Consider the following 24,251-nt stretch of genomic DNA (forward strand, 5'->3'; position numbering starts at 1 on the left):
CAGTAGTAGGAAAAGGGGATGAAGAACAGAAGATAGAGCTTCTCAAACAAAACCCAACACTTGTAATTGATACAAGATTCTATAATATTGATTTTAAATATCAAATTTTGAGTGAAATAGATAATCTCGATGAAAAAACAACTGGAATTCTCATTAACTCTGAGAATTTCCAAGCATTAAACTTGTTACTCAACAAATACAAAAATAAAATCAAATGTTGTTACATAGACCCACCTTATAATACGGGAGGGGATGGCTTCATTTATAAGGATGGTTTTTCACATAGTAGTTGGCTTTGTCTTCTGGAAAATCGCTTGTTATTTATGCGAGATATGCTTAAAAAAGATGGATTGTTTTTTACAAGCATTGATGATAATGAGAAAAACAACTTGAAATTACTATGTGATGCAGTTCTTGGTCGAAATAATGAAATAGCTACAATCATTTGGCAGAAAGTATACAGCCCAAAGAATCAATCAAGATATTTATCAATTGACCATGAGTATATATTAGCATACTCTAAAGATATTGCTTATGCAAATATTAAGCTATTACCAAGAACGGAAGAGATGAATAATAGATATAAAAATCCTGATAATGACCCCAGAGGCCTTTGGAAAGCTGGTGATTTAGTAGCGAATGAAGAAAGAACGAATGGTCATTACATAATTAAAGGTCCAAAAGGAGATGAATTTGATGCACCACCAGGCAAACATTGGGCATTTGCAAAAGAAAAAATGATGGAGTTATTGAAAGATAATAGATTATACTTTGGTAAAAATGACAAATCTATACCGAGTATTAAACAGTTTTTAAGTGAGGTTCAGCAAGGTAGAAAGGGTTCAACACTGTTCTTGCATAAAGAGGTTGGACACACTGATGAAGCAAAAAAAGAACTTAAACGAATATTTCCACAATCCACTGATTTATTTCCTACAGTAAAGCCTACAAGACTAATAAGTCAACTTATAAGATTGGTAGAAGGAGATGACATATATATATTAGACTTCTTTGCAGGTTCAGGAACAACAGGCATTTCAACTCTCAAAATAAATAAAACAGATAAATCTAATCGTAAATTCATTTTAGTTGATATGGAACCCTCATTTTCTTCTGTTCTTAAACCCAGAATATTAAGATTCGTTTATTCACATAATTGGAAAGATAGCAAACCACAAGATAACAATGGTTCCAAGAAACAAATTATCAAATATCAGACACTTGAGCAATATGAAGATTCTTTGAACAACATTGATTTCAAAGAACCTACCACTTTGGCCAAAGAATCTAAAGATTACAATATTAAATACATGCTTGAATTTGAAAGCAAAGGAAGCAATGTTTTCCTTAATCTGGATGCATTAGATAATCCTTTTGAGTATAAACTCAAAACATATGATAATAATGAATTCAGGGAACATAATGTTGATTTGATTGAAACCTTCAACTATATTGCTGGGATTGACGTTAAATCAATTCAAAGAAAACTAGATGATAATGAAGTATACCTAATCGTCAAAGGTTACAGAAAAGACAAAGCTGTTATTATAATCTGGAGAAATAGGGCCGATGGTTTTGAACCTGTAAGAGACAAAGAATTCATTGAAAACAATATTCTGAATGAAGAATATGATGAAATTCTTATCAATGGCAACTCATTGATAGAGAATGCTAAATCAATAGATGAAATCTTTAAAACAAATATGTTCAGGGGATAAACAATGGCCAAAGTTCAGAGAAAACTTCAGAATTATCTAATTCTGAATAAATACATGTCCTCAATGTTTGGATTTAGAGATATGAAAGAATTCAGTGCATTGTTAAAACCTATTCCAGATGGACTAAATTATCACAAGAAATTGCATTTTACTGAAGTATTACAAAATTTAAAAATTACTGATGAATTCAGACAGAAACTCAATCTATATGATGAAAACATCCAGGAATATTTGAACCACATAAACCAAAAAAGAGACCCACCAATTGTATTGAAATATTTCCAATACATGGCAATTCTGTTTACAGAAATATACCTTGATAAATACTACAATGAGTTCAATTCATTGTATTCAGAGTTTCTTACATTTGTAATGGCTCTAAATAAAAAAGAGAACAGCAAATATCCATATCCTAATAAAAAAGCCATGCAAAAATTGGCATTCTGGTCTGCAACTGGTAGTGGGAAAACACTTTTGATGCATATTAACTTTTTACAGGTTCAAAGGTATAATAATAAAAAGTATGATAATTTTTTGCTTATTACTCCTAGTGAAGGGCTTTCCACACAACACATGGATGAACTTTTATTAAGTGATATAGAGCACAAAAAGTTTGAAACACAAAAGACGCTTGAAGATTGGTCTTTAAAGAATCCACTAAAGGTCATAGAAATCACCAAGATTAAAAGTGAAGTCAGTTCTCAAGATGGGAAAACAATTCCAGTTGAAGCTTTTGAAGATGATAATATTATTTTCGTAGATGAAGGGCATAAAGGCCATTCCACTGATGCTCAGACTTGGAAGAACATGAGAAAAGAGCTTGTTGGTAAGAATGGATTCACTTTTGAATATAGTGCCACATTTGGTGAAATTATCGACAAGGATGAGACTTTCAACGAATATGCTTCTTCGATAATATTTGATTACCGCTACAAATACTTCTATGAAGATGGGTTTGGAAAAGATTACAGTATACTTAATTTGCATAATAAAGAAGATTACGGCGATGAATATTTTACGGGTTCATTACTCTCATTATATGAACAAAAAGTTTATTTCAAGAACTATGGCCGACAAATCAAGCCATTCAATCTTGAAAATCCTCTGATGATTTTTGTAGGCTCGAGTGTTAGTGGAAAAGCAAAAGAATCAGACGTTCTTCAAGTGGTTAAATTTTTAGCAAGGTTCGTAAATGAGAAAAAGAACTTCAAAGAATTAATTCAAAATATACTTACTGATAAATCAAGCCTTGTTGACACAAATGACCAGCCAGTATTTGCAACAAAATTTCCATACCTGAGACGTTTGAACAAAATCGACAAAATAGAGATTCATGAAATATATGAAGATATTCTTAAGGTCTTATTTCATGTCAAGACATCTAAAACATTGCAATTTGTTGAGATTAAAAATGCAGATGGAGAAATTGGGTTAAAATTTGACTCGGAGTATTTTGGAGTCATAAATATTGGAGATACGAGTTCTTTCATGAAACTCATTGATAAAGAGGAAGAAGATTACTTCTTTATTGCTCAAAAATCTAATTTTGAACAATCTTTATTTAAGAAAATTGAAAAGAAAAACTCACCAGTCAATTTCTTAATTGGTTCTAAAAAATTTATTGAAGGATGGAATTCTTACAGAGTTTCAGCAATGGGTCTTTTGAATATTGGGAAAAAAGAAGGTTCTCAGATAATTCAATTATTTGGACGAGGTGTCCGGCTTAAAGGATATGAAAATTACTTGAAAAGAAGCTCTGCACCTGAATTCAAAAATGGTATGTTAGCAGATGTTAAAATTCCCGATTATTTGGAACTTCTTGAAACGTTGAATATTTTTGGATTAAATGCAAATTACATGGAAACATTCAAAAAATCATTGAAAGAAGAAGGAATTGGAGAGTATGAGAGACTAACTCTTAAAATTAAACCAACAATGCCTGTTAGTGCTCTTTATGTTCCAAGAAGTACAAAGGATGAAAGTGATTTTACTAAATCTATACAGATAACAAATTTCGATAAATCTATTGCAAAAATTAAAATAGATTTAAGTTCAAAGATTGATGTTCTTGAATCAAGAGAAGATATCAAGCAAGTAGATTCGAGTTCTCCTATTAAAGAAAATACATTTAGTTCAGAACTGGTTGATTTGTTTGATATGGATTATATTTATCTTGAATTGCTTAAATATAAGGATTTAAAAAAATATACAAATTTATATTTTATCAAAGATGATTTGAGCAGTGTTCTTTATTCTCCAGATAAATATTCTGTTTTGTGCAAAAAAGAAATAATACAACTAAATGAAACTGATGAATTACAGAAAATTCAAAAGCTTCAAGACTATGCGATACAGTTGCTTAAATCTTATTTGGATAAGCTCTATAATCATGAAAAATATCATTGGTATCAAGAAAATTTACAATATGAAACTGTTAGTCAGGAAGATGAGTCTTTAATTCCAAAAGAGTACGTATTCACAATTAATTCAGATGCTGACACTTTGATTAAAGATATAGACAAATTTACTAGTGATTTAACAAGTTTCATAAGAGTAAACTCTGAAGATGGAAATATAATGTATGAAGAAGATATTTCCTTCAAACATGGTATGTCTAATATCATGGATTTTTTCGCAATGAATGTTCACTTATTTAAGCCATTGATATACAAGAATGTTAAAGCAAAGGACCTTGAATTTATAAAAATATCTCCAGTTAATTTAGTTGAAAGTGAAAGAGATTTTATAAAGCAATTGAATCTGTATTTAGAAAATGATTCGAAAGCATTAGGGTTCGATGAAATATATTTATTAAGGAATCCTTCAAGGAAAGGTATTGGCTTTTTCGAAACTAAAAATTTCTATCCCGATTTCATACTATGGACCATAAAAGGGGATGAACAAACAATCAATTTCATAGACCCTAAAGGACTTGTGAGGGTGGACCATCATGATGAGAAAATTGGCCTTTACAAAGAAATAAAACATATTGAAACAGATTTAAAAAAGAAATCAAAACTGAACATTAATCTTAATTCATTTATTTTGTCTCGTACAAATTATTCAGACCTTAATTGGTCCGAAAGTAAGGATGAATTGATGGATAAGAATATCCTGTTCTTGGAAGATGGGGCTGATTTCTTAAAGCAGATGTTTGAAAAGATAAGCTCTTGAGGGGGCTATTTTTTCATCATAATGTTTATTTTTTAAAATAACGTTATTACGTAGTGATTCATGAGCTGTGTCACCTGAATCATAAGAACCATTCAAAAGAGTATTGGGATTCCATAAAGACCATCTTGCCTGATTACGAGCAGAGGAAAGAATGGTTGCGGGTTAATGGTAAGCTGTTGAATGTTTGATGGATGTGGCCTTGGAATTTTTATATCAAGTTTGTTTATCTTTAAAACATACATATATTTAATTAAATGTATTGAGGATTTCAATTTGGTGATGTAATGGGTTCAGATGAGGAGGAAATAAATGAAATTTTTGGAAAGATGGCATGGCTTGATAAAAATAGATGGTTATCTGAACCGGATGATAACAATCCAAATCTCATTAATTTCTCATCAAGCGATTTGAAGAATTCTGAAAAAATTCTGACTCATTTTTTATGCTACATTAGTGACAGACAAATGCCTTTTTCTCAAATATGGGATAAAGGTGGATTCGTATATTCAGATATTGTTCATTCCTATTCTCAAAAGGATTGTGTGACTACAAATTTGTTAAATCCATTTAATGAAAATAGTTTTATCCATCGAAGGAAGGATGACGGTACAAAATTTGAACTTATTTCAAATGACGGTTCTGTAACATTTACTCCCAGATATTATCCATCTGATATCAAATCAATTCTTCAAACTTTAATGATACTTGAAGAAAAAGAATACAACAAAGACATAATTCAGTTCATTGCAAGAATTATTAGTGAATTTGATGGTGATTTTTTAGTTAAAAGAATAGGTTTTGCATTACATCTTTTGGCATACTACAATATCGGGCAACCCAAAGCTTCTGAGTATGAAAAATATGAAGAAATGCTAAAAAAGATTGAAAAAAATAAATCTGAAGTTTTGGGAATTCTTAGAAACAAGGATAAGTTTGAAGAGAAGTTCGAAGATTTTAAGAAAAATAAGAACGGTATTCTTTTCAATCAAAAAAGAATGTGGTGTAGTTTGCGTGATTACATAAAATATGATGAAACCTGCAATTATATGATTAACGGTTTAAAGGACATCAAAGAAGATAGTTTAGTTGAAACGTGGAATAATTTAGATAGAACCGAATTGGAATTGCCAGGTGATGTTTGGAACAATAACTCTAAATTTAGAAAATGCTTGTTTAAAAACATCTCCATGTTATCTAGTTTGAATAAATACGAATCCCCTCGTTTCATACGAGAAATCTATACTAAATTGAAATCTGAGATTGATGAAGGTTATCCTGAATCATTTGATGTTACTTTTGATTTTGTTCCGAGAATGTGTGAAAAAGGAATGTGTGATTTTTGTATCTTCAATGAAAATAACAAAATTGATGAATTATGCACAAAAGACAAATCAAAATATTGTCCTATACTGCTGGTTTCTTGCGGTTATAAAAATAAATGTAATCCAAAAGAATGTGTTGCTATCTTGGCTGATGATTAATCATAAACTTTTCAAGTTTTTTAATACAACATCACCATTCAATAGTAGCTGAACCACCAGAGTTCTTGCCACCTTTACAATATCCAGTAGATTTGCCGCAATTTGTGCATTTTCTTCCGTTTCTGTGAAGCATACCACTAACAATGAAAGTATTGCCACATAATAAACATTTAAAGGCGGCATTATTTCCTATCCAATCTTCTTCAGGGCTAAGATTATTTGGGTCTATATTTTTTGTTGCCATGTTATTTACTCTATTTAATTATCAAATAACTAAGCATCTTCTGCACAACACGGGTAGCATACCCTTCCTTATAATATTTCAACAAGCAGTAATCAATGATAGCTCAATGATATAAAGTATCGGCATAAGCTATATGGTGTGTATTCATTTTCTTCTTAGATGGACTCGATGTACAATAAGACGATAAAAAGCAATAAATGAGCCCTTATTTTATTGCTGTGATGGGCTTATTTCGCTTGTTGAGTGGTGAAATTTAGTCAATAGCTTCATCTATTATTATGTTATATGATATGTTGTTAGCAAATTATAAATAGAAATAGCCAGTTTAGAAAATAAATTATTGGTTGTAATTGTGAAGATGTAACCTTAGCTTTAATAGTAACAATTACAATGATAGCATCGTAATTTTGAAAGAGGGCCCGTAGGGTAGCCAGGACATCCTCGTGGGCTTCGATGTAGTATTTTACTGCGAAGACACCCACTGACCCGCGTTCGAATCGCGGCGGGCCCGTATCTTTTTCATCGAAATTCTAAGTTTTTACAATATCAATTAAAAAAAGAACTGTTCCCGGATATTTCCGGGAATCTTAATATGTTTAGTCTGTAAGGTCGATCTCAAATCCAACGATGGGTTGTCCAAGGCCGAAGTTTGTAATAACTTCAGGATAGAGCTCTCCCATCATTCCGACCTTTTCGCCGTTGACAAGAATATCTGCGCGTCTGCCTTCGATAAATGCGGGGTCATCTGATACAACTACTTCGTATTCGATATCCCTTTCTCTCATAACTCCATCAAGCACTTCTCTTATCTCTGTAAAGTTAGCCTGAGCGTGTATCGAGGCTGCTGCGAGGTGCAGGCGGTTCTTTGAATTAACGACTACCTCGCCTACTTCAAAGAGGCACTGTGGCAGTTCATGGTGTTGGTTCAGGGAAAATATCTCGATAAGGTTCGGCAATATGGTGGTACGTACCATTGTCTGGTCTTCGCTTATAGGATGAAGTACGAAGGTCACATCATCTGTCTTTTCCCTGTTCATCCATTCAAAATGAACCTTCTGGCTTGTGAGGGTGAAAGGCATGACCTCGGAGTAACCAAGGCTCACCATTATCTCACGCATGACGCCTCTTGTAATTGAGATCGGGTGTGCACATCCAATGGTCGCACTTTTTGGGAATTCACTTTTGATCTTATCAAAGCCGTATCCAATGGCAATATCCTCGACGATGTCATAATTATGAAGGATATCAGCTCTGTAGGTTGGAACGCTTATCTCGAACATCTCTCCATCCTCAAGGATGTTTGCATCGAACCTCATTCTCTTCAGTTCATTTACGATCTCATCAGCTGTAAGTTCTATACCGATCAGTGAATCGATATCTGAGCGAGGTACTTTGAGAGTTCTTGGTGTCATGTCCGGTGTGACCTTCTCGGTCCCGTCAGGATATACTACCTTTACTGACTCTATCTTTCCGCCTCTCTCGGCAAGTGCGCTCACAACGATACTAAGTGCGGTATATACTGCATCTCCAAGACCTGTGACATCAACGAAAAGGTCTGTGGTGCTCTCCTCGACCCTTGTAAGGGTTCCGTTGATTATTGGCGGGAATGAAAGGACGTTCCCTTCAGAATCACTTATCAAAGGATATTTCTCCATTCCTTCGAGGATTTTTGCAAAGCGAACGCCTTTAGGATGCTTTTCGAGTATCTCATCCATTGTCATTGGCTCAGTAAAATCAAGAGGCACGAACTCGAAGTCCGGGCTGACTGCCTGATATTTGAAAGGTGGTTTGAGATCTGTCATATCGTGAACCCCGATAGACACTTTCTTCCTGTTCCTTCCAAGGCCCCAATGCAGGTCTTCCTGCAGGTCCATCAATGACTTGATGGAGCTGGATGTGAAATTGATGCCCCTTACAATAGCACATCCTATGACCGGTCTTACATCCTTGATTCCTTCTTCGAGCTCTATATGAACATCAGATGGCGTTACGTCATATTGACAAAGGCCGGTCTCGATGTTCATAAAACCTCTCATTGCTCTTGCTACTCCCTCGACACTGTAAAGATCAGGTCGGTCAGGGAAGAACTCGATGTCGATGGATTCCTTTTCAATACGCTCGATATCCGCGCCTATCATTGGCACGCGGTCTATGATCGTATCCTTGTCTGCTTTTGTGAGTGATTCCAGATCCTCGTATTGTAAGGTAATTATTGGCATGGGGGATATCTCCATGGTCATCTATTCATGACCAGATTGCAATTTGAACCGATAATAGAACGAACATGTATAGCTTTAGATTTAATATTTTTCATTACTTTTCATTATAATGGGTTAATCAACATCAATAAGTATAATAATAAGTAATTATAATTATAATAATGTGAATATTACTTGCCATATCTCTGGTATTGGCTCCATATGAATCATTGCGGTGTAATGATGGTCGAAAAGACAGAAAAAAGAACAGAAGGATCTAGGTTTGATGATGGAATCGATGCCGTTCTGAGGCTGGCTGTTAAAAATGATCATGATCTTATAAATGATACGGAAGAGAGTTTGTCAGGACTTCAGATCTTGAGCACAAAAGAAATAGCTCAGGAAAATGGAAACGAGACTTTTCCACACCCCTCTTCCAACCATGAAGAGCCAGAGGTCTTTAAACCCGAAACCGCGTCTCCTTCATCAACTCTTGATCGGTTTGCTTTTGAAGAGCCAAAAATATTCAAACCTATATCAGGTATGGATATTGAAAAAAAAGACCTTGATGCTGTTATACTGAAACCACGCGGTAGGAATAACTCGTATCCTGTGAATATTCCGGAAACTTCCGACGATAAAGAGATGGAAGAGGAATTCGGAATACTTCTGCCAAGGTCCGATAAATTTGCTAATTCTAATCATTCTGCCCATGATCCTACAGAAGAATGGGTGTCTGGTGTGGTTGAATATGATAATATTGACCCGATCGTATCACCTCCAGAAGAGATAATTTCACTCACAACGGTGAATTCGGAGGCAAATGCTTCTGATGTCGAAGATGAGGGCTTTGATATGGATGAAAACGCTGAAAAACAGTCCAACGAAATATGTGATGAACAACTTGCTGAAGGGACTGATGAAGCACTTGTTGAGCAGTCTGCAGATACCAACTCAGAACGTGTTTCTGCTGAAAATCTCGGATTTATTCAGAAGATCAAAAATCTTTTCTCTCGTGAAAATGAAGTGATCGAGGCATATGACCCCGAAATACATGGGATGCTTTCCTATTTTGATGGCATTGAGAACTATGAAGAAGTTAATCGTTACTGGGTCAATGAACCTTATGTTTTCATTGTTATCCTTTACAACGAAGATAGTAATAACCATCTTTATTATGCTGTTGAGCCTCCAATGTCTGATTTTGAGACCGTGTTCCTGGCCGAGGTGCAGGATAGGCTGCGGAATAAACTTCTTATAGAAAAGATCGATGAGGATGATGACAAAGAAGAGGTAATTGAGAGGGAAATAAGGGATATAATCAAGGATTATGCTATAGGTATAACTCCTGATATGCTCGAAAAGATCTTCTATTACACCAGACGTGATTTCATAAATTTTGGTAAGATCGATCCTTTGATGAACGATGATTCCCTTGAGGATATTTCGGGCAATGGTCACAGTAAACCTATATTCCTGTATCATAAAAATTATCAGAATATTGCTACAAACATTGTTTTTGATGAAGAGGAATTGAACTCTTTTATAATACAGCTTGCACAGAGGAGCGGCAAACACATCTCTGTTGCTGATCCGATGGTGGATGCTACCATGCCGGATGGTTCAAGGATACAAATGACACTGGGTAAGAGTGTTACTACCCACGGCAGCACTTTCACTATAAGAAAGTTCAATGAAGTTCCAATAACCCCTGTGGACCTTCTTAAATGGGGCACTTTTTCACCGGAATCTATGGCATATCTCTGGCTATGTATAGAGAACAATAAGAGCCTTATCTATGCAGGTGGTACCGCCTCAGGAAAGACATCCTCACTGAATGCGGTCTCTCTTTTCATTCCTGAAAAAGCGAAGATAATCTCCCTTGAAGATACTAGGGAATTGAAGTTACCACACCCAAATTGGATACCAGGCGTAACAAGGGATTCGTTCACATCGGATGAAAGAGGGGCAGTAGACATGTACGATCTTTTGAAGGCTGCGCTCCGTCAGCGTCCTGAATATCTTCTTGTGGGTGAAGTTCGAGGTAAGGAAGCACTTACGCTTTTCCAGGCCATGTCCACAGGCCATACCACATTTTCGACAATGCATGCGGATTCAGTTCCATCTGCAATTCATAGACTGGAAAATCCGCCTATCAGTGTTCCGCGTAATATGATACAGGCACTCGATATAATGTGCATTCAGGCACAGACATACTCTAATGGCAAACGTGTAAGAAGAAATCTGAAACTTGTGGAGATCGTCGATATCGATCCTAACACGCATAATATCAGGACGAATGATGTGTTTGTATGGGATTCGAATACCGATAGTTTCCACAGGACCGGTGAATCAAAAGCCCTCCTGGATATACGTATTCACAGGGGTTGGAATGCTATGGATGTCAATAATGAGCTAAGGAACCGCCAGCGTATCCTTGAATATATGGTGGATAAAGGTCTCAATGATTTCAAACAGATATCGACCATAATCAATACATATCAATCCAATCCGGCAAAGATCCTGAAGAAATTAGATCTGCTCTGAGCCTTAGGGGTGTTAAAGTGACAGAAAACAACTCTTTGGAAAAAAAGAATGAGCATGTTGAAGCCCTGGATCCTTCCACCGTTGAGAAGACGTCGTTATTTGCAAAGCTAAAAAGCAAGTTCTCTGTCAGTGCTGACGATACAAGCTATTCCAAAGAGAAGGCCAGTGCATATTTAAATATCCTCAAAAAAATACCTTTTGCATTGCTTGGTGATTATGTCCAGGAGAGGAAAGAGAAATATGAGAACCTTCAGTTACGCCTTTTCCAGGCCAGAATTCCAGTCTCTTACGAGGTGTATGTCTCGAACGCAATATTCTATTCGTTACTAAGTTGCGTTTTCGGCTTGATACTAGGTATTTTGATTGCGTATATCTCTATCTATGTGGTTGGATTGCCTGAATCTCTGACAAAACTGGAGTTCTCTGCGTCAAGTGAATGGATATTGCAATTCAGGGGTATATTCGTAGGTCTTCTGATGACGGTCTTCTTTGCTGCTTCACTTGGTGGTGGGATATATGGTCTGTTCATGCTTTATCCCAGGTTTCAGGCTGGTGAAAGGAAAGGCAATATTGACAGGCAGCTTCCGTATGCAGTCACTTTCATGTATGCACTTAGCAAAGGTGGCATGAACATAATCGAGGTGTTCAGGTTGCTTTCCCTCTCAGGCAGCACCTATGGGGAAGTTTCGAACGAGGTCAATGCCATTATCCGCGAAATGGACTATTTTGGACATGATATGAAGACCGCGATCTCGAACATAAGTGAGAGGACCCCTTCTGATAGATTCAAGGAACTAATGGATAATCTTACTACAGTTATCGATAGTGGTGGCAGCATTCCACGCTATTTCCAAGATAAAGCCGAACAGTATCTTCAAAAAACAGTTATCGACGAGAAAGGGTTTTTGGAGACCCTTGGACTACTTGCGGAGTCGTATGTGACCGCATTCGTTGCTGGTCCTTTGTTCATTATAATCATGGGCGTCATGATGGCGGTCATGGGTTCCGGTTCGGAGGTCATGGTCTATGCTATCATATATGCTGTTTTACCTATAGGCTCCTTCATGTTCGTGGTCATGATCAGTATCATAACTCCGAGTGAAATAGGTGAACCTGAACTCTTGCCTACCCGAACCATACTTGACCACGGGATTCCTGATCTTCCTTCATATCTGGAACCGGTTTATGATGAAGCAGGAGAACTCATCAATGAACCTGAAGAAATTGTGCGTAATAGAGAATACTATCTGAACTTTGCGAAAACCAAAAAATCGCTTTCTGTCAGGAAATTCCTGAAAAACCCTTTCGATATGGTAATGAATAATCCGTTATATTCTCTTGCTGTTACAATTCCTGTTGCAATTCTTGTTCTTGTCATACCATATTGGTCTAATCTTGATAGTCTCGGGACAACAGCACAAAAGATTGGATTCATTGATGACTATATCGTGCTCACACTGTTCATTGTTATGATACCAATGGCCCTTTTCCATGAGATAAGGTCTCATAAGAAAAAGCATCTTGAAAGGAATTTCCCCGATTTTTTGAAGAAGCTCGCAAGTACCAATGAAACCGGGATGACACTTAGAGATTCTATCAAGCTGATGGCAAATTCCAAATCCGGCCATCTTGGAAATGAGATCCGGATGATCTGGGCAGATATCTCATGGGGACTGAATGTCAATGATTCTCTTATAAGATTTGCCAACAGGCTTCGGACACAGGTAATTGCACGGTCATTAACGCTTATCACAAAAGCCAATGAATCAAGTGGTGATGTTAGCGAAGTGCTTCTGGTAGCGGCTCACGATGCGGCTTCCGAACAGTCAATGAAACGTGAACGTGCCATGGGCATGATGATCTATATTGTGATCATCTATATTTCCTTCATGGTATTCGTAGGTGTTATCTATGTTATTTCTACTACATTTCTGGCAGAGATGGCGGCGGCTGGGGAAAAGATGGCAGAATCCGGTGGTGCCGGAGGTTTTTTAAGTAGTTTCAATCTTGATGCATACATAAGTCTGTTTATGCATGCTTCTCTTATTCAGGGTCTAAGCTCAGGACTTATGGCAGGTACTATGGGGGAAGGCAGTGTAATGTCCGGTCTTAAGCATTCAATTATCATGATGGGAATCGGCTACCTTATATTTACTGTGTTCGTATGAGTGGTATACTCTAAGATAATGGTGATCATATCAGGGAAGATCTCAATGAAGATACTGGGAATTGATGAAGCAGGAAAAGGTCCGGTCATCGGGCCGATGTGCATAGGCGGTGTGAGGATCGATGAGGACAGAAGCAATGCTCTGAAGAATCTGGGAGTTGCAGACTCCAAGAAGCTTTCCCCGAAAAGAAGGGTGCAGCTTGCCGCCCAGATAAAGAAATATGCGGATGGGTGGTTCGTTTATGAGGTATCTCCAAATCAGATCGATGAGCTTCGAAAACTGATGAGCATGAACGATATAATGGTACTTGCTTTTGGTTCGGTCATCGAGGAGCTTCCTTCTGACAAGATATATGTGGATGCAGCAGATGTGAAGGAGGAACGTTTTGGAAAGCGTCTTCTTGACAATTATATGGAAAAGCATCCGGATATATCAGCTCCTGAAGTTATCTCAAAACATAGGGCAGACGATCTATATCCAGTTGTTTCAGCGGCATCTATATTGGCAAAGGTAAGGCGTGATGAACTTATCGAGCAGATAAAGGTAGATCTGGGTGTGGACATCGGTAGTGGTTATCCATCAGATCCCAAGACCAAGAAGTTCCTTGAGGAATGGTATCGTGAGAATGGCTCTTTTCCCGACATTGTCAGGCATTCATGGAAAACGGCACAGAAGTTCATTCAATGATAAGATTAATAGAAGATGGATAGTGTCGAAGTAAATTAATAAAAAAATAAAAAGAGAATGGGAGTATAACAGGTGTTCACCTGCTTGAAATATACTCTACCATTGACTTGAACATCCTTATCCCATCATTGGAACCGAGGACTTCTTCAGATGCCCTTTCAGGGTGGGGCATAAGGCCCATTACATTTCTGTTACCGCTGAGTATTCCTGCAATGTTCTCCTTTGAACCATTGGGGTTTACTTCTTCGGTCACATGACCTTCGCTGTCAACATATCTGAACGCTACGAGATCATCGTCTTCCATTTTCGAAAGGGTTGCTTCATCTGCGTAGAAATTACCTTCCATGTGGGCTATGGGTATGCGGATGACCTCGCCTTTCTTGAATGCGGATGTGAAAGGGGAATCGTTCGTCTCGACCCTCAAGTTCGTCCATTCACATCTGAACTTTGGGTATTCGTTGGTGGTAAGTGCTCCACCCAGGAGACCTGATTCTGTGAGTATCTGGAAACCGTTGCAAATTCCCATTATAGGCTTTCCTTCGTCTGCCATCTTCTTGATGGAGTCCATAATAGGTGTCCTTGATGCGATAGCACCTGCGCGCAGGTAGTCGCCGTAGGAGAATCCTCCGGGGATAATTGCAGCTTCGTACTTATCAAGGTCGTGTTCCTTGTACCAGACAAGTTCTGCATCTGTTCCGACAACATCTTCCAGTACATGCAGAACATCAAGATCGCAATTGCTTCCACCAAATTGAATGATGGCGATAGTCATTTAAACTTCCCTCAAGTCGATCGTATAATTATGGATCATCGGGTTTGCAATAAGTTTCTGGCACATTTCATCAACTTTAGTCTCTGCCAGCTCTGAGGACTCTTCTTCGAGATCGATGATATATCTCTTTGAGGTCTTGATATCGTTTGTGTGGTAGCCAAGGTGTTCAAGTGCCCTCTTGATAGTAGTGCCTTCAGGGTCCAGCATTCCTGACTTACGTTCTATGGTTACTTCTGCACGGTATTGCATTTTTTTCCTCTGTGTTTAATTATGATGTGATTATGGCTATTAATGGACACCAAGCAATTAAAAATATCGCTTTGACAATGATATCTTTCTTAATGTGGTCATTATCTGATCGATATCTTGTACCTTAAATTATTATCTTATATATAGGTTTATAAGGTCTGTTTGGCTTTCCATATCCTTTGTAAAAGCGTTACGTGTGTAAGGATTGCGATAAGTGCCACTGCGACCATTATCTGAGAACTGAATGCTCCCAGTACCAGTATGATCATACGCTCTGACCTCTCTGCGATACCAACGTTCATTGATGAAGAGCCTGCGGCTTCGGCACGGGCACGCGTGTAGCTGACCATGTAAGAACCGATCAGCGCGATTATACATAATAGCCACAACGGTACCTGTAATAATGTGGGCTGATGTATAACGCCTGTTATTGAACCGTAGATGATCCCAGCAAAGATAATTGCGTCAGCATATCTGTCACATACCGAATCAAGTACTCCTCCAAAAGGTGTTATCATCCCTGATGCCTTTGCAACGGCTCCGTCAAGAACATCAAATATGCCACTTAGCATTATATAAACAGCTCCCATTATCAGATCCCCTGTGGCGAATTCGATGGCAGCCAAAAAACTGATGCCAAGGCCTATCACAGTAAGCACATTTGGTGAGATCGGAATATTCTTTGCAATTGGCAATGCAAGTGTTCTAATATTGTTCTTCAGTTCATTGAAAATAGTTTATCCCTCATGAGATCAAGGATCATCTGTCTGACTGTACAACTTAAGGCTGGATCTGATTATTATGCTTCATCGCGTTTTAGTTTTGCCATTGCTGCGGCCATATTGATCTTTGCATCTTTATAATCGGGATCTGCATTCAAGACTTTTGCAAAGCAAGTGATGGCTTCTTCATATTTTTGCATGTGGTAGTAAGCGACACCTTTTTTGTTCCATTTAATAGTGTATTTTGAATTAAGTTCCATGCTAGTATGGACATTCTCATAACATTCGATCGCATCTTCATATCTGCCAAGCATGTCAAATATAATTCCCTTATTTATCCACGCATTATCATATTTTGGGTCGATATCAAGAGCCTTTGAATAAGATCTTATCGATTCTTCATGTTCACCAACATAAGAATGAGCGATACCCTTGTTGTACCATATATCAGGATTATCGGTGTCGAGCTCAAGACCCTTTTCAAAACTGTGGATGGCTTTATCATAAATGCCAAGGTCGCAATATGCAATGCCGGTGTTGGTCCAGACCAATGCGATAGCTTCTTCATTCCATATCAGGGTGTCCTTTGATTCGAATTCAAGTACTGCAGAATAGTACTCTATCTTCTCATCCGGGTATTCTGCATAGAATCCCATATGAAATAGTTGCTCTACTGTCTTGCCTTTCCCTTCCACTAAAGTCTAACTCCGTTTTTATTTTTGAAACAAAAGATAAAAGCATACCGATCATCAAATATACAATGTTTTGATGGCTTTTTATTCCAAAGGACTTTCATTATTAGTGCATAATTAGAATATATAATCAGTGGTTCATTATTAAATATCCAGTAATTATCCTGTCTTATTTTATCACTGTATATATTCCATGTGTCAATTTCCGATAAATAAATATATGGTAGACAAGTGTTCCAACTACATGGGTAGAATCGCAGGTTTCTTCAAATTGGCTCCTTCCTCCATCCGGCCGATTAAGATCTTTAATGAAATGGAAGCTCGTGGTGAATACAAAGCGTTCATCTATACAGATGATACTATTCACAATGTGTGTTCTGCCTCTGAAATACAGTCCATGTCACTCAATGAAACCATGATAGGTTTTGATAGTCTGGCAGCTTCATCCCCATTGAGTTCATCATCAGACCAGTTCGAACTAATAGGGGACACTGACATCTACAATTTAGATGAGCTTGCATGTGAACTTCATTGTGATGCTGTGGAGAACATGCCAATTCTGACACGACTTTTGCAGGATACTTTTAGCCTTGATAACTGCAGTGATCATGAGATGTTCCAACGTTTTGATAGTTCATTGAGGACTATTCGCGGGGTTTATGCAATTGCCTTTCATATAGGTGATAAAGTGTTTCTCGCAAGGGACCGGATCGGTATAAAACCTCTCTGGTATGACGTATCTTCAGGCTTTGCATTCGCTTCGGAAAAGAAGTTCTTAGAGATGTCCGGGCTTCATGAAATGGTGGAACTTGATCCTCGGCAGATCCTATGCTACGATCTTAAAAACGATACTATAAAGTCATACGACAGGGAATTTTTGCAGGGACTTGCAGAACATCAGGGATCATTCGTGGAGGTCCGGGACGGTCTTCTTTCTTTGCTTAAGGAAGCGGTCTCTATACGTGTGCCGGATGAGGATTTTGGTGTAATGTTCTCAGCAGGAATTGATTCCACTATCCTCGCTCTGCTTTGTAAAGGGTTTGCTGAAGCTAAAGGTGTAAAATGTAATTGTTATACGGTGGGACTTTCAGGACAGGTCCCGTCACCGGATATCGCCTGTGCAAGAAAGCTGGCAGATGAGCTTGAGCTTGAATTAAATGTGCATGAGATCGAACTAGATACTGTGGAAGAGTATCTTAGTACAGTTGTCCCTTTGATAGAGGATGCGACCGTTCCGAAGACAGGTGTCGCATTGACGATGTATGCAGCTTGTAAGGCAGCAAAAGAGGATGGCATAAATATATTGTTCGCAGGTGCCGGAGCCGATGAACTTTTTGCCGGATATAACAGATTCAAAAGTTCAGTATCTGTAAATAAGGATTGCATCAGGGATATCATGGAAATGCATGAAGTGAACACGTATCGCGATGATACGGTCGCGGCGTTCACGGGAGTGAAAGTGCGTCTTCCTTATCTTGATGAGAAGTTTGTGGAATATGCCCTTGCCATTCCAAAAGAGTATAAGATATCCGATGAGATGAACAAGATCATCCTGCGAAAGGCAGGTGAGGAACTTGGCTTACCAAAGTATGTGGCCGAGCGGGGAAAAAAGGCCGCTCAGTATGGTAGCAGGTTCGATCAAGGTTTAAAGAAGCTTGCAAAAAGAGCAGGTTTTGCGAATAAGACAGATTATATCAATAGTTTTCAGGAGAGTAGATAAAGTGAAACTTGGCGTTCTTTTCAGTTCAGGCAAGGATTCCTGTTATGCATTGCAGATCATGCAGGAAAAAGGGAATTCAATTGAGTGTTTGATCACTATAAAAAGCAAAAATCCTGATTCTTATATGTTCCACACCCCGAACATCGACCTTTCAAGGTTGCAGGCAGAAGCCATGGGATTCCCTTTTCTGGAGACCTTTACAGAGGGGGAGAAGGAGCTTGAGCTTGATGATCTGAAAAATGCCATCCTGGAAGCACAGAAGGAATACGGTCTAGAAGGGATCGTGACAGGAGCACTGTATTCCAATTATCAGAAGGACAGGATCGAAAAGATATGCAATGAGCTTGGTCTCGATGTGTTCTCACCCTTGTGGCATATGGACCAGGAGCAGGAAATGCGGGATCTGCTTGACAAAGGGTTCAGGTTCATTTTCAGCAGCATAGCTGCCTATGGTCTTGACAGTGGATGGGTAGGAAAGGAAATTACTGCTTCTGAAGTGGATAAGCTCGTAAAGCTCAATGGGAAGATAGGCTTGAACATTGCAGGGGAAGGCGGTGAGTTCGAAAGTTTTGTCATCGATGCACCAATGTTCAAAAAGAGGATTCAGATAAACAAGTATGATCTTGTGGAGAGGGATGAATATACGGCGAAGGTCATTATCGAGGATGCTGTGCTTGTGGATAAGGCAGTTGAATGACCCGGGTCTAATAAACGAATGATGGTGGCACAATGTCACATTGTGCTTTTCCATCTTATCGCAAGATCGAATTGAGGTATTTTCTATTACTTTCCTTTTCTTGACATGATCATGACTACGGTCAGGGTGGATGCTACCAACACCAAAGCTTCAAATCCGGGAGTTGTCTTTGCATCATTTTCGCTTCTTTCAGAACTTACATCGATACCAAGACTTGCTTCTATATCTGCGTTAAGCCTGATCTGTTCAGCCATTTCCACAATTTCAGCTTTGTCTTTTAGAAGTTCGTAGAATCCGTGCCATTGTACGTAATCCGGTCCCATCATGAATGCGCCCATTCTTGCACGTCTACCTTCGTGGTGCCAGAACTCATATATCTTGAACTCAACAGGTTCATCAAAGTCCTGCTCTGTAAGCAAGCCATCTTCCCTCAGGCCGTCGACTATAGAACTTGAATCTGCATATTTCTTGTTGTAGAGCTCTACAGTGGCATCTGCATTTTCGTAATAGTTGTCCACCCATGTCTCTGAGTGGCATTGTTCGCAAACGGAGGTCATCCTCTCACGCTTTTCCTGCCAGGTGGTCCCGTCGCTGATCGGAGTTCCCAGTATGTTAGCCGTGTTGTCGGTATGTTTGGAAACGGGCGGTTCAAGCTCCCATGAAAGCCGTGAACTTACATCATGGGTGGCCTTTAGCTCATCTGTTCCTGACATGTGGCAGACGGCACAGGTAGGTGCACGATAATCCTCTCCGGCTTTCCAGTCCTCCTCGGTCCAGTCCCAGTCATCACCTTCTGTACTGTATATGCTTCCGTGTTTTGATTCAAAGTATATTTCGGTCTGTGGATGGTCAGGCCCAAGATGGCATTGCTGACAGGCTTCAGGCTTTCGTGCTTCTTCAACTGAAAATACATGGCGTGTGTGGCAGGAAGCACAAGATCCGGAACTACCATCTGGATTTATCCTTCCAATACCATTGTTCGGCCACACGTCAGGGTCATCTGTACTTTTTCCGGTCATATTGGTGCCGTGGCATGCCTGACAGCCGTTGACAGTTGCATTGTGACTAGCGGTCGTATATCCATCAAGTGTTATCTCGCTTTCAAGATATGGTAGTTTTTGACCGTCAAAATCTACCTCATAGTAAAGAGTGCCAAGGGAATGCAGGCTTCTTGTATTCTCTTCAAATGCAGCAACGTGGCAATTTCCACAGTCAGCAGCTGAAACTACCGGGGTCATATAAAGTCCCATATGTGCTATGGCATCCGGATCATCAGCTCCAGCAGTATGGCAGCTCTCACATGTTATGCCCGCTTCAGCATGCTTACTGTTCTCCCAATCATCGATGACGGCTGGAAATTTGTTCATGGAACTGTGACAGTCAAGACAACTGTCAGATACAGCAGCAGATGCTGATACTGGAACAATTATCAATGTCAATATTGCTATAATAGTTAGTTTTAATATGTGCCCATTCTTCATTTTTTACCACTCTGATCGTAATTACAATGCAATGTAAAACGGTAATATTCCCCTTTATAAGTGCATCAAACTCCAATAAAAGGATTTGTAGAACCTCTTGTAAGGATCGAAGAGATCTTGAAAACTCAAATTTGTTAAGGGTGGATAGTGAAAAAAATAAGAATAAGGGTAAAAATAAGGATTTCTGTATATGGGCAATAAAAGAAATTCAACAGGCTTTATTCTGTATCTTTCTTTTCAGTTGCTTTTTTTGTATCAGTTTCGCTTTCTGGACCCTTACACCATTCATCGATCACAAGGTCATCAGCACTTTTGCTATCGGAATTTTCAGTGGATATTTCACACCAGCTTTCGATTTCATCATCCAATGAAGGTAATTCGATATCTTCTTCCTTTTTGTCTTTTTTATCTTTCATTGATAGCCCCCATTTACTATATCTAAAGGAAGTTGAAATATTTACTGGTTTTTGATGGTGTAGTTACCAATATCTCAAATGCACCTATCTCAAAACAGTAGTCATTTAAGCCAAAAGACCAATCTTTTGATCGGGGTGGTAGATTTAAGCATTGATATAGCAAAGGTCCTAGTTCTATTAGGCTTATTATGGCTTCTGTCTAAAATTTATGTGTTACTTAAAGAAATATCTCTATTTCAATTATGAAAAGGTATCTGGAATGCAAGAATCTCATTTCCACAATAACCTTTATCAGTTCAGTAGCCATTAAATCACACTACAATTACGATATCTATCGTTCATAATTTCTTAAGAGGTATTCTATATGGAAAATGACCCATTCAAGCAGATCCAGAAGCAGATAGATGAGCTTAAGCGCCAGCTGGATGAGAAGGATAATAGGATAGCTGATCTGGATGGACAGATCGTTGAACTGACCAGTTATATCAATATGCTTAATGAGAGATCTATAGGGCATTCTGATGAGATGAAAGAGCTTTTCGATGCAAATCCTTCACAAAAGCGGGGTATTTACGCCCGCGATTCAATTGTCTATTCTGCTGATACTGAAGAGTTGAAATAATTTCATTTGTTTTTCCCTTCTTTTTTTATAGTCCTTCTAAAAAAGGTAATGTTTTAAGTCAGCCGGTTAATAATTAAGCAGTGAGATAAATGAATCTGCCGGACCACAAGACCAAGATCGTATGTACTATAGGACCTGCTTCTTCTTCGGAAGAAATGCTGCGTGAGCTTATCTTTGCAGGAATGAACGTGGCGAGGATCAACTTCTCGCATGGTAGTTTCGAGGACCATAGCAAAGTTATAAGGCTGATAAAAAAGCTGTGTGATGAGCTCAACGTTGTTGTTTCGGTGATGGCAGACCTTCCGGGACCAAAGATACGTGTAGGCGAGATCAAAGATTCCCCTATATATTTACAGAAGGGGGATAAGGTGAAACTGACAACTGACAGGATCGTAGGGTCAAAGGACCTTATTCCGGTGGACTTTGATAAGCTTCCTTACTGTATCGCCAAAAAGTCTGATGTTTATTTCAATGATGGTTTCATTCAGATGAGGTGCAGTGGCATTTGTAGCAATGAGGCTGAATGTGAAGTGATCGTAGGTGGTCCGCTCTCATCCCACAAGGGCGTGAATCTTCCCGGGATCGATCTTTTGCTTGATCCTGTCACTGAAAAGGACCTTGAGATCCTGGATTTTGCATTGGAAGAGGGAGTGAACTGCTTCAGTATCTCGTTCATCGAGCAGGGTTCCGACATACAGAAGATAAGGGATCATGCTGCTAAAAAAGGAAGGTCAGTATTCCTTGTGGCAAAGATAGAAAGAGGTCCCTCGGTCGAAAATATCGATGACATCATGGACGCTACCGATGCTTTGATGATAGCACGTGGTGATCTCGGTGTGGAAATTCCAATAGAGGAAGTTCCCATCGTACAGAAAGAACTGATACATAAGGCCAATATACGTGGAATTCCGGTGATAACCGCTACTCATATGCTCGAATCCATGACCGATAACGTGCGACCAACACGTGCCGAAGCTACGGATGTTGCAAATGCTATTCTTGATGGAACCGATGCTATCATGCTTTCTGGAGAAACAGCAGTTGGTAAGTATCCGTTGGAGGCCGTTCATACGATGGTCAGGATCGCAAAAAAGACTGAAGCATGGCGTGATAGTACTGGTAGTGGAATGGGGAACATCAGGGATGCCATTGGTGAGACTGAGATGGGTATAAGTGATGTCATTTCATTGCAGGTCTATGATGCAATTCGTAAATTATCCATCGAATTTGTAGTTACACCCACTTACTCCGGGGCCACTCCAAGGCGTATCTCACGCTTTAAGCCGGAGAACTGGATAATCGCCATGAGCCATCTTGACCTTACATGTGAACAATTGGCATATTCCTACGGTGTCTATCCGCTTTCTGTATCCGATGGCAGTGACGATCTTGAAAAGAAAGTGCTTGGTGCCCTCCTGTCCAGAGGGATAGGCAAGTCCGGTGACACGATCGTTCTGACACAAGGCTATTCTGGCGGCACCAACCTGTTGAAAATAATCGAGATCGAGCATTTGCTCGAATGATCATTCGATCATTTAATTATTTGTTCTGCATGGGGGAGATGCGTTCTTAAAGAACGCTCTCCAAAAGCAGTTCAGTAATGTCCTTTATATTGAACTCCTTTTCTTCTTGTTGGCATACGTCCTCAAGATGATGATAACAGAACGGACAGTAAGCGACAACACCGTCAGGATAATCCTTTGTTTTTTCTATTGTTATCATACCGACCTTTGATGATATCTCCGGGAAGTTCGGTTTCACACCTGCAGGTCCTCCACAGCATCCGTGTTTACCGCCAAACATCTCCGTGACCTCGACCTGCATGGACCTTAGTATATCTCTTGGAATATCTGACATTTCCAGAATTGCACAGGCATCTCGTACACCCATCTTTCTGTCCAATGCCTTGGGGACGAGCTTGCCTTCCTGTATCAGATCCCTGAACAATTCAAGAGAATAGACCACTTCGAATTTAGGTTCCCTGAAAAGCCTGGCATATTCTTCCTTCAGGACAATATAGCAGCCCGGGCATGAAACTATTATCTTTTTGATCCCGAGAGATTCAATATATTCGACATACTCTTTGGCGTATTCCTTTGCTTCTTCCATATGACCGTTGTCAATGAGGAAAAGACCACAGCATTTCTCTTCGGGTATAGCTCTTGGGGTGATACCTGCCTTGTTGAGCAGCTTGATGGTGGAGCGGGCGATATCCTGATGTGCAAATGCTATCCAACAGCCAGCCATATAAGCAACATCGGATGTTTCGGAAAGCTCGATCTCATCGTTTATCCACGAGTTCCTCAGTGTGGTATCCTTTCTTCCGGGGCTTCCGGCTTCGATGATGTTCTTGCATATCTGTGATGTTCTTACAGGTTCCTTTCCCTGTTCTGCCAGTATCGTCCTTTCCCTCTGAATGATATCGGTGATCGGAATGCTCATGGGGCATATATCGTCACAGGCGCCACATCTGGTGGAAAGATAAACATCGTCCACCTCGTCCTGATCAAGCTCATCACCCTCGATAAGTTTCTGTAAAAGCATTATCTTCGATCGGGGTGTATATTTGTTGTCCGTGACCTTTGCGATATGACAGACATCATTACATTTTCCACAGTCTATACAATAACTAACGGCAAGCAGATCTTCATCCATATTATTGC

Annotated in this window: 20 protein-coding genes and 1 tRNA gene; 12 read left to right on the forward strand and 9 right to left on the reverse strand. The window is 39.1% G+C overall.

Annotated elements, in window-relative coordinates:
- Positions 1 to 107: 107 nt before the first annotated feature.
- The 4 genes from PBV53_RS08790 to PBV53_RS08800 all read left to right on the forward strand — a co-directional run bounded on the left by PBV53_RS08790 (position 108) and on the right by PBV53_RS08800 (position 6,373).
- Positions 108 to 1,718, forward strand: coding sequence for a site-specific DNA-methyltransferase (locus PBV53_RS08790; protein WP_270096810.1), 1,611 nt, complete (start codon positions 108 to 110; stop codon positions 1,716 to 1,718).
- 3 nt (positions 1,719 to 1,721) lie between these two features.
- Positions 1,722 to 4,892: a DEAD/DEAH box helicase family protein gene (locus tag PBV53_RS08795; RefSeq protein WP_270096811.1), complete on the forward strand. Its 3,171-nt coding sequence runs from the start codon at positions 1,722 to 1,724 to the stop codon at positions 4,890 to 4,892.
- 53 nt (positions 4,893 to 4,945) lie between these two features.
- The gene (locus PBV53_RS09675) at positions 4,946 to 5,080 is read left to right on the forward strand and encodes a YgjP-like metallopeptidase domain-containing protein (RefSeq protein ID WP_369123351.1); all 135 of its coding nucleotides are present in this window, start codon (positions 4,946 to 4,948) and stop codon (positions 5,078 to 5,080) included.
- Between the two features lie 96 nt (positions 5,081 to 5,176).
- Entirely contained in the window at positions 5,177 to 6,373 is a 1,197-nt protein-coding gene (locus tag PBV53_RS08800) for a hypothetical protein (protein ID WP_270096812.1), read from the forward strand.
- Between the two features lie 31 nt (positions 6,374 to 6,404).
- Here the strand turns inward: PBV53_RS08800 and PBV53_RS08805 are convergent, their stop codons facing one another.
- Positions 6,405 to 6,617: a hypothetical protein gene (locus PBV53_RS08805; RefSeq protein WP_270096813.1), complete on the reverse strand. Its 213-nt coding sequence runs from the start codon at positions 6,615 to 6,617 to the stop codon at positions 6,405 to 6,407.
- Positions 6,618 to 7,032: 415 nt separating this feature from the next.
- Between PBV53_RS08805 and PBV53_RS08810 the strand changes: the two genes are divergently transcribed.
- A tRNA-Arg gene (locus tag PBV53_RS08810) sits at positions 7,033 to 7,128 on the forward strand.
- A gap of 85 nt (positions 7,129 to 7,213) precedes the next feature.
- Here PBV53_RS08810 and pheT read toward each other — a convergent pair.
- On the reverse strand, positions 7,214 to 8,836 hold the full coding sequence (gene pheT / locus PBV53_RS08815) for a phenylalanine--tRNA ligase subunit beta (protein WP_270096814.1): 1,623 nt from the start codon (positions 8,834 to 8,836) through the stop codon (positions 7,214 to 7,216).
- A gap of 222 nt (positions 8,837 to 9,058) precedes the next feature.
- On the opposite strand from pheT, the gene PBV53_RS08820 reads away from it, so the two are divergent.
- Genes PBV53_RS08820 through rnhB form a run of 3 tightly spaced genes read left to right on the forward strand, consistent with a single transcriptional unit; the run spans position 9,059 to position 14,217 of the window.
- The gene (locus tag PBV53_RS08820) at positions 9,059 to 11,362 is read left to right on the forward strand and encodes a type II/IV secretion system ATPase subunit (RefSeq protein ID WP_270096815.1); all 2,304 of its coding nucleotides are present in this window, start codon (positions 9,059 to 9,061) and stop codon (positions 11,360 to 11,362) included.
- 17 nt (positions 11,363 to 11,379) lie between these two features.
- Positions 11,380 to 13,530, forward strand: coding sequence for a type II secretion system F family protein (locus PBV53_RS08825; protein WP_270096816.1), 2,151 nt, complete (start codon positions 11,380 to 11,382; stop codon positions 13,528 to 13,530).
- A gap of 45 nt (positions 13,531 to 13,575) precedes the next feature.
- Positions 13,576 to 14,217, forward strand: coding sequence for a ribonuclease HII (rnhB, locus tag PBV53_RS08830; RefSeq protein WP_270096896.1), 642 nt, complete (start codon positions 13,576 to 13,578; stop codon positions 14,215 to 14,217).
- A 76-nt stretch (positions 14,218 to 14,293) separates the two neighbouring features.
- Here the strand turns inward: rnhB and purQ are convergent, their stop codons facing one another.
- From purQ to PBV53_RS08850, 4 genes are all read right to left on the reverse strand, one after another.
- Positions 14,294 to 14,989 carry a phosphoribosylformylglycinamidine synthase subunit PurQ gene (gene purQ, locus PBV53_RS08835; RefSeq protein ID WP_270096817.1) on the reverse strand — a complete coding sequence of 232 codons (696 nt, stop codon included), beginning with the start codon at positions 14,987 to 14,989 and terminating at the stop codon, positions 14,294 to 14,296.
- Entirely contained in the window at positions 14,990 to 15,238 is a 249-nt protein-coding gene (gene purS, locus PBV53_RS08840; RefSeq protein WP_270096818.1) for a phosphoribosylformylglycinamidine synthase subunit PurS, read from the reverse strand. It lies immediately after the preceding gene.
- Positions 15,239 to 15,387: 149 nt separating this feature from the next.
- The gene (locus tag PBV53_RS08845; RefSeq protein WP_270096819.1) at positions 15,388 to 15,933 is read right to left on the reverse strand and encodes a CDP-alcohol phosphatidyltransferase family protein; all 546 of its coding nucleotides are present in this window, start codon (positions 15,931 to 15,933) and stop codon (positions 15,388 to 15,390) included.
- A 104-nt stretch (positions 15,934 to 16,037) separates the two neighbouring features.
- A complete protein-coding gene (locus PBV53_RS08850) occupies positions 16,038 to 16,655 on the reverse strand; it encodes a tetratricopeptide repeat protein (protein ID WP_270096820.1) in 618 nt (205 codons plus the stop codon).
- A gap of 241 nt (positions 16,656 to 16,896) precedes the next feature.
- Here PBV53_RS08850 and PBV53_RS08855 point away from each other — a divergent pair, with 241 nt between their 5' ends.
- Both PBV53_RS08855 and PBV53_RS08860 read left to right on the forward strand, forming a co-directional pair.
- A complete protein-coding gene (locus PBV53_RS08855) occupies positions 16,897 to 18,372 on the forward strand; it encodes an asparagine synthase-related protein (RefSeq protein WP_270096821.1) in 1,476 nt (491 codons plus the stop codon).
- A 1-nt stretch (position 18,373) separates the two neighbouring features.
- Positions 18,374 to 19,069, forward strand: a complete 696-nt coding sequence (locus PBV53_RS08860) for a diphthine--ammonia ligase (RefSeq protein ID WP_270096822.1) — start codon at positions 18,374 to 18,376, stop codon at positions 19,067 to 19,069.
- Positions 19,070 to 19,155: 86 nt separating this feature from the next.
- On the opposite strand, the gene PBV53_RS08865 is transcribed toward PBV53_RS08860, so the two are convergent.
- Positions 19,156 to 20,508 carry a multiheme c-type cytochrome gene (locus PBV53_RS08865; protein ID WP_270096823.1) on the reverse strand — a complete coding sequence of 451 codons (1,353 nt, stop codon included), beginning with the start codon at positions 20,506 to 20,508 and terminating at the stop codon, positions 19,156 to 19,158.
- Positions 20,509 to 20,768: 260 nt separating this feature from the next.
- Positions 20,769 to 20,966: a hypothetical protein gene (locus tag PBV53_RS08870; protein ID WP_270096824.1), complete on the reverse strand. Its 198-nt coding sequence runs from the start codon at positions 20,964 to 20,966 to the stop codon at positions 20,769 to 20,771.
- Positions 20,967 to 21,330: 364 nt separating this feature from the next.
- Here PBV53_RS08870 and PBV53_RS08875 point away from each other — a divergent pair, with 364 nt between their 5' ends.
- The gene (locus PBV53_RS08875; RefSeq protein WP_270096825.1) at positions 21,331 to 21,588 is read left to right on the forward strand and encodes a hypothetical protein; all 258 of its coding nucleotides are present in this window, start codon (positions 21,331 to 21,333) and stop codon (positions 21,586 to 21,588) included.
- An 89-nt stretch (positions 21,589 to 21,677) separates the two neighbouring features.
- A complete protein-coding gene (gene pyk / locus PBV53_RS08880; RefSeq protein WP_270096826.1) occupies positions 21,678 to 23,111 on the forward strand; it encodes a pyruvate kinase in 1,434 nt (477 codons plus the stop codon).
- Between the two features lie 46 nt (positions 23,112 to 23,157).
- Here pyk and PBV53_RS08885 read toward each other — a convergent pair whose 3' ends face one another.
- Positions 23,158 to 24,243 (reverse strand): (Fe-S)-binding protein, encoded by a 1,086-nt coding sequence (locus PBV53_RS08885; protein WP_270096827.1) that lies wholly within the window; start codon positions 24,241 to 24,243, stop codon positions 23,158 to 23,160.
- Positions 24,244 to 24,251 lie beyond the last annotated feature (8 nt).

Source organism: Methanococcoides alaskense (assembly GCF_027594145.1).
Lineage (GTDB): Archaea > Halobacteriota > Methanosarcinia > Methanosarcinales > Methanosarcinaceae > Methanococcoides > Methanococcoides alaskense.

Excerpts from the sequence above, each read along its gene's own strand:
- PBV53_RS08820 (WP_270096815.1), top strand. The coding sequence starts at position 9,059 with ATGGTCGAAAAGACAGAAAAAAGAACAGAAGGATCTAGGTTTGATGAT.
- pheT (WP_270096814.1), bottom strand. The coding sequence starts at position 8,836 with ATGCCAATAATTACCTTACAATACGAGGATCTGGAATCACTCACAAAA.
- purS (WP_270096818.1), bottom strand. The coding sequence starts at position 15,238 with ATGCAATACCGTGCAGAAGTAACCATAGAACGTAAGTCAGGAATGCTG.
- rnhB (WP_270096896.1), top strand. The coding sequence starts at position 13,576 with ATGAAGATACTGGGAATTGATGAAGCAGGAAAAGGTCCGGTCATCGGG.
- purQ (WP_270096817.1), bottom strand. The coding sequence starts at position 14,989 with ATGACTATCGCCATCATTCAATTTGGTGGAAGCAATTGCGATCTTGAT.
- PBV53_RS08870 (WP_270096824.1), bottom strand. The coding sequence starts at position 20,966 with ATGAAAGATAAAAAAGACAAAAAGGAAGAAGATATCGAATTACCTTCA.
- PBV53_RS08855 (WP_270096821.1), top strand. The coding sequence starts at position 16,897 with ATGGGTAGAATCGCAGGTTTCTTCAAATTGGCTCCTTCCTCCATCCGG.
- PBV53_RS08795 (WP_270096811.1), top strand. The coding sequence starts at position 1,722 with ATGGCCAAAGTTCAGAGAAAACTTCAGAATTATCTAATTCTGAATAAA.
- pyk (WP_270096826.1), top strand. The coding sequence starts at position 21,678 with ATGAATCTGCCGGACCACAAGACCAAGATCGTATGTACTATAGGACCT.
- PBV53_RS08805 (WP_270096813.1), bottom strand. The coding sequence starts at position 6,617 with ATGGCAACAAAAAATATAGACCCAAATAATCTTAGCCCTGAAGAAGAT.
- PBV53_RS08885 (WP_270096827.1), bottom strand. The coding sequence starts at position 24,243 with ATGGATGAAGATCTGCTTGCCGTTAGTTATTGTATAGACTGTGGAAAA.
- PBV53_RS08800 (WP_270096812.1), top strand. The coding sequence starts at position 5,177 with ATGGGTTCAGATGAGGAGGAAATAAATGAAATTTTTGGAAAGATGGCA.
- PBV53_RS08875 (WP_270096825.1), top strand. The coding sequence starts at position 21,331 with ATGGAAAATGACCCATTCAAGCAGATCCAGAAGCAGATAGATGAGCTT.